Origin of the sequence: Streptococcus mitis (assembly GCF_946188695.1) — a bacterium.
Classification (GTDB): domain Bacteria; phylum Bacillota; class Bacilli; order Lactobacillales; family Streptococcaceae; genus Streptococcus; species Streptococcus mitis_DF.
The window spans coordinates 35,751-44,814 of the sequence record NZ_CAMHWI010000020.1 but is presented as its reverse complement, the minus strand read 5'-3'; the positions used below and the strand labels follow the sequence as shown (position 1 = coordinate 44,814).

Here is a 9,064-nt window from a genome sequence, read left to right as displayed (position 1 = left end):
TAATTCTAGCATAATTCGTCGTCTGAGACTAACTTCCAGTTTTGGGAGAGAGATGGAAGTTACTTTGAGAAGTTACGCAAATCGTTAGATAATTATTGATGTTAACTTTTCCTTTTTTCTTTCTTAAAAAATATGCTATAATAGAGAGTAAAAAACTTTGAAAGAAAGAAAAAGATGAATTTAAAAGATTACATTGCAACAATTGAAAATTATCCAAAGGAAGGGATTACCTTCCGTGATATCAGTCCTTTGATGGCTGATGGGAATGCTTATAGCTACGCTGTTCGTGAAATCGTTCAGTATGCGACTGACAAGAAAATTGACATGATTGTAGGTCCTGAGGCTCGTGGATTTATCGTGGGCTGTCCAGTTGCCTTTGAGTTGGGAATTGGTTTTGCACCTGTTCGTAAACCAGGTAAATTGCCACGTGAAGTTATTTCTGCTGACTATGAAAAAGAGTACGGTGTTGATACCTTGACTATGCATGCTGACGCTATTAAGCCAGGTCAACGTGTTCTTATCGTAGATGACCTCTTGGCAACAGGTGGAACTGTTAAGGCAACCATCGAGATGATTGAAAAACTTGGTGGTGTTGTAGCAGGTTGTGCCTTCCTTGTTGAATTGGATGAATTGAACGGCCGTGAAAAAATCGGTGACTACGATTACAAAGTTCTTATGCATTATTAATGAAAAACAGTCCCTAGGGCTGTTTTCTCTACATTAGGATATAAAAATAGACTATAGCTAGTTAGAGAAAAACTATAATTGAAAACTATATCTTCTTGCAGTATAATAAAAGGACTAAGTGTTTGAGATTTAGTTTCATACTCAATGAAAATCAAAGAGAAAACTAGGAAACTAGCCGCAGGCTGCTCAAAGTACAGCTTTGAGGTTGCAGATAAAACTGACGAAGTCAGCTCAAAACACTGTTTTGAGGTTGTGGATAGAACTGACGAAGTCAGTAACATATCTACGGCAAGGCAACGTTGACGCGGTTTGAAGAGATTTTCGAAGAGTTTCAAACATATGCAATGATTCCTGAAAGAATACAGTTAGGAGAGGGTTATGCCGATTCGAATTGATAAAAAATTACCAGCTGTTGAGATTTTACGGACAGAGAACATCTTTGTCATGGATGATCAACGTGCGGCCCACCAAGATATCCGTCCTTTGAAGATTTTAATTTTAAATCTCATGCCACAGAAAATGGTCACAGAAACCCAGTTGTTACGCCATTTGGCCAATACACCTCTACAACTGGATATTGATTTCCTCTATATGGAGAGCCATCGTTCCAAGACAACTCGTTCAGAACACATGGAGACCTTCTATAAAACTTTTCCTGAAGTCAAGGACGAGTATTTTGATGGGATGATTATCACGGGTGCTCCAGTTGAGCATTTACCATTTGAGGAAGTGGACTATTGGGAGGAATTCAGTCAGGTAATCGAGTGGTCCAAGACCCATGTCTATTCGACCCTTCATATCTGTTGGGGGGCTCAGGCTGGTCTTTATCTGCGCTATGGAGTGGAAAAATACCAGATGGACAGTAAGTTATCGGGTATCTATCCTCAGGACACCTTAAAGGAAGGTCATCTTCTGTTTAGAGGTTTTGACGATAGCTATGTATCTCCTCATTCACGGCATACGGAGATTTCTAAGGAAGAAGTCTTAAACAAGACCAATCTTGAAATTTTATCAGAAGGACCTCAGGTTGGGGTTTCGATTTTGGCCAGTCGTGACTTACGAGAAATTTATAGTTTTGGGCATTTGGAGTATGACCGTGATACCTTGGCAAAAGAGTATTTCCGAGATCGTGACGCAGGTTTAGACCCACATATTCCAGAAAATTACTTTAAGGATGATGATGTCAATCAGACACCTTGTCTTTGTTGGTCTTCATCAGCAGCCCTCTTTTTCAGTAACTGGGTGAATTATGCAGTCTATCAGGAGACACCTTTTGACTGGAGAAAGATAGAAGATGATGCATCTGCATATGGGTATTTATAAGAGGAATTATGACATATTTAGACGCTTTTAAATCAGGGAACTTGGTTTTGCCGAGTGCCCTGCTCTTGCATTTTAAGGAACTCTTTCCTTCCAGCGATGATTTTCTGGTCTGGCAATTTTTCTATTTGCAAAATACGACAGGCTTAGAAGAAATGTCACCAAGCCAGATTGCTGAAAGGATTGGTAAGGAAATTTCGGATGTCAATCAGGCCATTTCCAATCTGACGGAGAGGGGGCTACTTCAGTATCGTACTATCGAATTAAATGGCGAAATTGAATTGCTCTTTGATGCTAGTTTGGCTTTGGAACGTTTGGATAACTTGCTTGGAGCTCCTACTTCGAGTTCAGACCAGTTGACACCTCAAAACCAGCTCAAGGATTTGGTGGAAACTTTCCAGCAGGAGTTGGGGCGCTTGTTGACACCTTTTGAGATTGAGGATTTGACTAAGACACTAAAAGAAGATGGGACCAGTGCTGACTTGATTAAGGAAGCTCTTCGTGAAGCTGTTTTGAATGGAAAACCAAACTGGAAGTACATTCAGGCCATTTTGAGAAATTGGCGCCATGAAGGTATAAAGAGTGTGGCTCAAATTGAGGCTAAGCGGGCAGAGAGAGAAGTCAGCAATCCTCAGTTGACACAGGTATCTGCAGATTTCAGAAATGCCATGGATCTCTGGAAGGATTAATCCATGTAAGCAGGATTGAAATCCGAGTAAGATTTGCAAGCTGTGTCTAATTGTGATAAAATAAATAGAAAATAAATTGAAAAAAGAGGTATGTGAAATGTCACGTAAACCATTTATCGCTGGTAACTGGAAAATGAACAAAAATCCAGAAGAAGCTAAAGCATTTGTTGAAGCAGTTGCATCAAAACTTCCTTCATCAGACCTTGTTGAAGCAGGTATCGCTGCTCCAGCTCTTGATTTGACAGCTGTTCTTGCTGCTGCTAAAGGTTCAAACCTTAAAGTTGCTGCTCAAAACTGCTACTTTGAAAATGCAGGTGCTTTCACTGGTGAAACTAGCCCACAAGTTTTGAAAGAAATCGGTACTGACTACGTTGTTATCGGTCACTCAGAACGCCGTGACTACTTCCATGAAACTGACGAAGATATTAACAAAAAAGCAAAAGCAATCTTTGCAAACGGCATGCTTCCAATCATCTGTTGTGGTGAATCACTTGAAACTTATGAAGCTGGTAAAGCTGCTGAATTCGTAGGTGCTCAAGTATCTGCTGCATTGGCTGGATTGACTGCTGAACAAGTTGCTGCATCAGTTATCGCTTACGAGCCAATCTGGGCTATCGGTACTGGTAAATCAGCTTCACAAGACGATGCACAAAAAATGTGTAAAGTTGTTCGTGACGTTGTAGCTGCTGACTTTGGTCAAGAAGTTGCGGACAAAGTTCGTGTTCAATACGGTGGTTCTGTTAAACCTGAAAACGTTGCTTCATACATGGCTTGTCCAGACGTTGACGGTGCCCTTGTAGGTGGTGCGTCACTTGAAGCAGAAAGCTTCTTGGCTTTGCTTGACTTTGTAAAATAATCAGTAGCAAAAGCTAGGTGGAACAGCATTGAGATGTCTGTTCCATTTTTTATAGGAGAGGAAAGATTGAAAACAAAGATTGGAAAAATTGGATTAGCAAGTATCTGCTTACTAGGATTGGCAACTAGCCATGTCGTTGCAAATGAAACTGAGGTAGCAAAAACTTCGCAGGATGCAACGACAGTTTCAAGTAGTTCAGAGCAAAATCAGTCTTCTAATAAAACTCAAACGAGTGCAGGTGTAAAGACCACTGCTTCTGCCCACTGGGAGGGGGATTATTATGTAAAGGCTGATGGATCCAAAGCAAAGAATGAGTGGATTTTTGATAACTACTATAAGGCTTGGTTTTATATTAAGTCAGACGGTCGTTATGCTCAAAATGAGTGGCAGGGCAATTACTACCTGAAATCAGGTGGTTATATGGCCCAAAATGAATGGGTTTATGATAACGCCTATAAGAACTGGTTTTACCTGAAGTCTGATGGCTCTTATGCTAATCAAGAGTGGCAAAAGGTAGATGGCAAGTGGTACTATTTTAAGAAATGGGGCTATATGGCTAAAAGCCAATGGCAGGGAAGTTATTTCCTAAATGGTCAAGGTGCCATGATGCAAAATGAATGGCTTTATGATCCAGCCTATTCGTCTTACTTCTATCTCAAGTCTGATGGCTCTTATGCTAATCAAGAGTGGCAAAAGGTAGACGGCAAGTGGTACTATTTCAAGAAGTGGGGTTACATGGCTAAAGATGAGTGGCAGGGTAACTACTATTTGACAGAAAGTGGTGCTATGGCGACTGGTGAATTAGTCATGGATGATGCTCGCTATATTTTTTCTGACTCAGGTGAGTTAAAAGAAAAGAAAGACTTGAATGTTGGCTGGGTTCACCGAAATGGCAGACGTTATTTCTTTAACCATCGTGAAGAACAAGTTGGGACTGATCAAGTTAAAAAGGTCATCGATGTCAGTGAACACAATGGTCGTATCAGTGACTGGAAAAAGGTCATCGATGATAATGGCGTTGATGGAGTCATTGTTCGTTTGGGCTATAGTGGAACTGAGGACAAGGAATTGGCTCATAATATTAAGGAGTTAAACCGTCTTGGAATTCCTTACGGTGTTTATCTCTATACTTATGCTGAAAATGAGACTGATGCTGAGAATGATGCTAATCAGACCATTGAACTCTTGAAAAAATACAAGATGAACTTGTCTTACCCTATCTACTACGATGTTGAGAACTGGGAATATGGCAATAAGACCAAGAGAGCTCCAAGTGATACTGGAACTTGGGTCAAGATTATCAATAAGTATATGACAACAATGAAACAGGCTGGGTATCAAAATGTGAAAGTTTATAGTTATCGTCAACTTTTGCAAACTCGTTTGAATCATCCTGATATTTTGCAACACGTTAACTGGGTAGCAGCCTATACGGATGCGCTTGATTGGAATAATCCTCACTATTCAGGTGAAAAAGGATGGCAATATACTTCATCTGAATACTTAAAAGGAATTCGTGGTCGTGTTGACGTCAGCGTTTGGTATTAAGATATAAGTTTGAGAAAGGAGTGTGCAAGAAAATTGCATCCTCTTTTTCTTTATTTTGTCTCAGTTAATACTCTTTGAAAATCAAATTCAAACCACGTCAACGTCACCTTGCCGTACTCAAGTACAGCCTGCGGCTAGTTTCCTAGTTTGTTCTTTGATTTTCATTGAGTATAAGAGAGGTGTAAGGGGACTGGGTTTTATTCTAAAAAATTCTTAAATTATCAGTCTATTGCAACTTTTCTCATGTGAGTCATTTGGCTTGCTATTGGTTATTCTTAGTAGTATACTAAGATAGTAATCATTAAGAAGTGATTACAAATAATAATGAATGAGGTAAAAACAATGGTAGAATTGAAAAAAGAAGCAGTAAAAGATGTAACATCATTAACAAAAGCAGCGCCAGTAGCATTGGCAAAAACAAAGGAAGTCTTGAACCAAGCTGTTGCTGATTTGTACGTAGCCCACGTTGCTTTGCACCAAGTGCACTGGTACATGCGTGGTCGTGGTTTCCTTGTATGGCATCCAAAAATGGATGAGTACATGGATGCTCTTGATGGTCACTTGGATGAAATCAGCGAACGTTTAATTACCCTTGGTGGCAAACCTTACTCAACTTTGACAGAATTCCTTCAACACAGTGAAATCGAAGAAGAAGAAGGAGAATTCCGTAACGTTGAAGAAAGCTTGGAACGTGTTCTAGCTATTTATCGCTACCTCATCACTCTTTTCCAAAAAGCTTTGGATGTGACTGACGAAGAAGGCGATGATGTTACAAACGATATCTTTGTTGGTGCTAAGGCTGAACTTGAGAAAACAGTTTGGATGATTGCGGCAGAACTTGGACAAGCTCCTGGTTTGTAAGATATAGAATAATCATATAAAAATCTGTAGGATTCCTCTTACGGATTTTTTTCTATTCTGTAAGCTATTCCAAACCAGTCTTTTTTTGAGTTTTTTGATAAAATAGTACTATCAGTGAAAAGGATGGAAGCATGACTAAGAAAATTGTAGCTATTTGGGCCCAGGATGAAGAGGGTGTGATTGGTAAGGACAATCGTCTGCCTTGGTATTTGCCAGCAGAATTGCAACACTTCAAAGAAACAACTCTGAATCATGCTATCTTGATGGGGCGTGTGACCTTTGATGGAATGGGACGTCGTCTGCTTCCAAAACGAGAAACCTTGATTTTGACACGTAATTCGGAAGAAAAGATAGATGGGGTTGCTACTTTTCATGATGTCCAGTCTGTTCTGGACTGGTATCAGGGTCAAGACAAGAATCTTTATATTCTCGGTGGGAAGCAAATTTTTCAGGCTTTTGAACCCTACCTTGACGAATTGATTGTCACTCAAATTCATGCTCAGGTGGAGGGAGATACCTATTTCCCTGAAGAGTTTGATTTGTCTCTTTTTGAGACTGTTTCAAGCAAATCCTACGCTAAAGATGAGAAAAATCCTTATGATTTTACCATCCAATACCGCAAGAGAAAGGAAGTCTAATGGAACGTAGTATATTTGGTTTTTTCACAGCCATGCTGTGTTTGGTCTGCTTACTTGCAGGAGCGCAGGCTTTTCGTAAAAAGCGCTATGGACTTTCTGTCCTGCTCTGGTTAAATGCCTTTACAAATTTGGTTAATAGTATTCATGCTTTTTACATGACCTTATTTTAGATAGAATGACAGTATAGAATAGAACGGAAGGAAATCATGCCTACAACTAGGAATAATGATATGATGGTTTATTGCTCATTTTGTGGCAAAAGCCAAGAAGAAGTACAAAAAATAATCGCTGGGAACAACGCCTTTATCTGTAATGAATGCGTGGAGTTGGCTCAGGAAATCATTCGGGAGGAGTTGGCTGAGGAAGTCTTGGCAGACTTATCTGAGGTACCAAAACCAATTGAACTTCTCCATATCTTGAACCACTATGTAATCGGTCAAGATCGTGCCAAACGTGCCTTAGCAGTAGCAGTATATAACCACTACAAACGCATCAATTTCCACGATACGCGTGAGGAGTCAGAAGATGTGGATTTGCAGAAGTCAAACATCTTGATGATTGGCCCAACTGGTTCAGGGAAAACTTTCCTTGCTCAGACCTTGGCTAAGAGCTTGAATGTGCCTTTTGCAATTGCGGATGCGACAGCTCTTACTGAGGCTGGTTATGTGGGTGAGGACGTGGAAAATATCCTCCTCAAACTCTTGCAGGCTGCTGACTTTAACATTGAGCGAGCAGAGCGTGGGATTATCTACGTGGATGAAATTGACAAGATTGCCAAGAAAAGCGAGAATGTTTCTATCACACGTGATGTTTCTGGTGAAGGAGTGCAACAAGCCCTTCTCAAGATTATCGAGGGAACCGTTGCTAGTGTTCCGCCTCAAGGTGGACGCAAGCATCCACAACAAGAGATGATTCAAGTGGATACCAAAAATATCCTCTTCATCGTAGGTGGTGCCTTTGATGGTATTGAAGAAATTGTTAAACAACGTCTTGGAGAAAAAGTCATCGGATTTGGTCAAAACAATAAAGCGATTGATGAAAATAGCTCTTACATGCAAGAAATCATCGCAGAAGATATTCAAAAATTTGGTATTATCCCTGAGTTGATTGGACGCTTGCCTGTCTTTGCTGCTCTTGAGCAATTGACAGTGGATGACTTGGTTCGTATCTTGAAAGAGCCAAGAAATGCTCTGGTGAAACAGTACCAAACCTTGCTATCTTATGATGATGTCGAGTTGGAATTTGACGACGAAGCCCTTCAAGAGATTGCAAATAAGGCCATCGAACGCAAAACTGGTGCGCGTGGTCTTCGCTCCATCATCGAAGAAACCATGCTAGATGTCATGTTTGAAGTACCGAGTCAGGAAAATGTGAAATTGGTCCGCATCACTAAAGAAGCTGTCGATGGAACGGATAAACCAATCCTAGAAACAGCCTAGAGGTGACTATGGAACTTAATACACATAATGCTGAAATCTTGCTCAGTGCGGCTAACAAGTCCCACTACCCACAGGATGAACTGCCAGAGATTGCCCTAGCAGGGCGTTCAAATGTTGGCAAGTCTAGCTTTATCAATACCATGCTGAACCGTAAGAATCTAGCCCGAACATCGGGTAAACCTGGTAAAACCCAGCTTCTCAATTTCTTTAACATCGACGACAAGATGCGCTTTGTGGATGTTCCTGGTTATGGTTATGCTCGCGTTTCCAAAAAAGAGCGTGAAAAGTGGGGGCGCATGATTGAGGAGTACCTAACGACTCGGGAAAATCTCCGTGCAGTAGTCAGTTTAGTTGACCTCCGTCATGATCCGTCAGCAGATGATGTGCAGATGTACGAATTTCTCAAGTATTATGAGATTCCGGTCATCATTGTGGCGACCAAGGCGGACAAGATTCCTCGTGGTAAATGGAACAAGCACGAATCAGCAATCAAAAAGAAATTAAACTTTGACCCAAGTGACGACTTCATCCTCTTTTCATCTGTCAGCAAGGCAGGGATGGATGAGGCTTGGGATGCAATCTTAGAAAAATTGTGAGGAAAAGAAAATGGCAAAAACAATTCATACAGATAAGGCTCCAAAGGCTATCGGACCCTATGTTCAAGGAAAAATCGTTGGCAACCTTTTGTTTGCTAGCGGTCAAGTTCCTCTCTCTCCTGAAACTGGGGAAATCGTTGGAGAAACCATCCAAGAACAGACAGAACAAGTCTTGAAAAACATCGGTGCTATTTTGGCAGAAGCAGGAACAGACTTCGACCATGTTGTCAAAACAATTTGCTTCTTGAGCGATATGAACGACTTTGTTCCTTTTAACGAGGTTTACCAAACGGCCTTTAAAGAGGAATTTCCAGCTCGTTCAGCTGTGGAGGTAGCTCGTCTTCCTCGTGATGTAAAAGTCGAAATCGAAGTCATCGCAGAGATTGGATAAGCTAGTTGAAGTTTGGTTCGGCCAAACTTCTTTTGATAT

General features: G+C 40.8%; 11 protein-coding genes. All 11 read left to right on the top strand.

What is annotated here, in order from left to right:
• Window positions 1–174 precede the first annotated feature (174 nt).
• The 11 genes from N8L33_RS08530 (at window position 175) to N8L33_RS08480 (ending at window position 9,025) form a co-directional block, all read left to right on the top strand.
• On the top strand, window positions 175–687 hold the full coding sequence (locus N8L33_RS08530; RefSeq protein WP_001049318.1) for an adenine phosphoribosyltransferase: 513 nt from the start codon (window positions 175–177) through the stop codon (window positions 685–687).
• A gap of 378 nt (window positions 688–1,065) precedes the next feature.
• A complete protein-coding gene (gene metA, locus N8L33_RS08525; protein ID WP_023943671.1) occupies window positions 1,066–2,010 on the top strand; it encodes a homoserine O-acetyltransferase MetA in 945 nt (314 codons plus the stop codon).
• A gap of 8 nt (window positions 2,011–2,018) precedes the next feature.
• Complete coding sequence (locus tag N8L33_RS08520) at window positions 2,019–2,696, top strand: DnaD domain-containing protein (protein WP_023943673.1); 678 nt, start codon at window positions 2,019–2,021, stop codon at window positions 2,694–2,696.
• A gap of 97 nt (window positions 2,697–2,793) precedes the next feature.
• The gene (gene tpiA / locus N8L33_RS08515) at window positions 2,794–3,552 is read left to right on the top strand and encodes a triose-phosphate isomerase (RefSeq protein WP_000087891.1); all 759 of its coding nucleotides are present in this window, start codon (window positions 2,794–2,796) and stop codon (window positions 3,550–3,552) included.
• Between the two features lie 33 nt (window positions 3,553–3,585).
• Window positions 3,586–5,100 carry a choline binding-anchored murein hydrolase LytC gene (lytC, locus tag N8L33_RS08510; protein WP_261059604.1) on the top strand — a complete coding sequence of 505 codons (1,515 nt, stop codon included), beginning with the start codon at window positions 3,586–3,588 and terminating at the stop codon, window positions 5,098–5,100.
• Between the two features lie 342 nt (window positions 5,101–5,442).
• Complete coding sequence (locus N8L33_RS08505; RefSeq protein ID WP_045604665.1) at window positions 5,443–5,961, top strand: Dps family protein; 519 nt, start codon at window positions 5,443–5,445, stop codon at window positions 5,959–5,961.
• 131 nt (window positions 5,962–6,092) lie between these two features.
• Window positions 6,093–6,599, top strand: coding sequence for a dihydrofolate reductase (locus tag N8L33_RS08500; RefSeq protein WP_261059603.1), 507 nt, complete (start codon window positions 6,093–6,095; stop codon window positions 6,597–6,599).
• Window positions 6,599–6,769: a hypothetical protein gene (locus N8L33_RS08495; RefSeq protein ID WP_000442260.1), complete on the top strand. Its 171-nt coding sequence runs from the start codon at window positions 6,599–6,601 to the stop codon at window positions 6,767–6,769. Before N8L33_RS08500 ends, N8L33_RS08495 begins: the two co-directional genes overlap by 1 nt.
• A 36-nt stretch (window positions 6,770–6,805) precedes the next feature.
• Complete coding sequence (gene clpX, locus N8L33_RS08490; RefSeq protein WP_025169664.1) at window positions 6,806–8,038, top strand: ATP-dependent Clp protease ATP-binding subunit ClpX; 1,233 nt, start codon at window positions 6,806–6,808, stop codon at window positions 8,036–8,038.
• 8 nt (window positions 8,039–8,046) lie between these two features.
• Window positions 8,047–8,634: a ribosome biogenesis GTP-binding protein YihA/YsxC gene (gene yihA, locus N8L33_RS08485; protein WP_000422605.1), complete on the top strand. Its 588-nt coding sequence runs from the start codon at window positions 8,047–8,049 to the stop codon at window positions 8,632–8,634.
• A 10-nt stretch (window positions 8,635–8,644) separates the two neighbouring features.
• Window positions 8,645–9,025 (top strand): RidA family protein, encoded by a 381-nt coding sequence (locus N8L33_RS08480; RefSeq protein WP_261059602.1) that lies wholly within the window; start codon window positions 8,645–8,647, stop codon window positions 9,023–9,025.
• Window positions 9,026–9,064 lie beyond the last annotated feature (39 nt).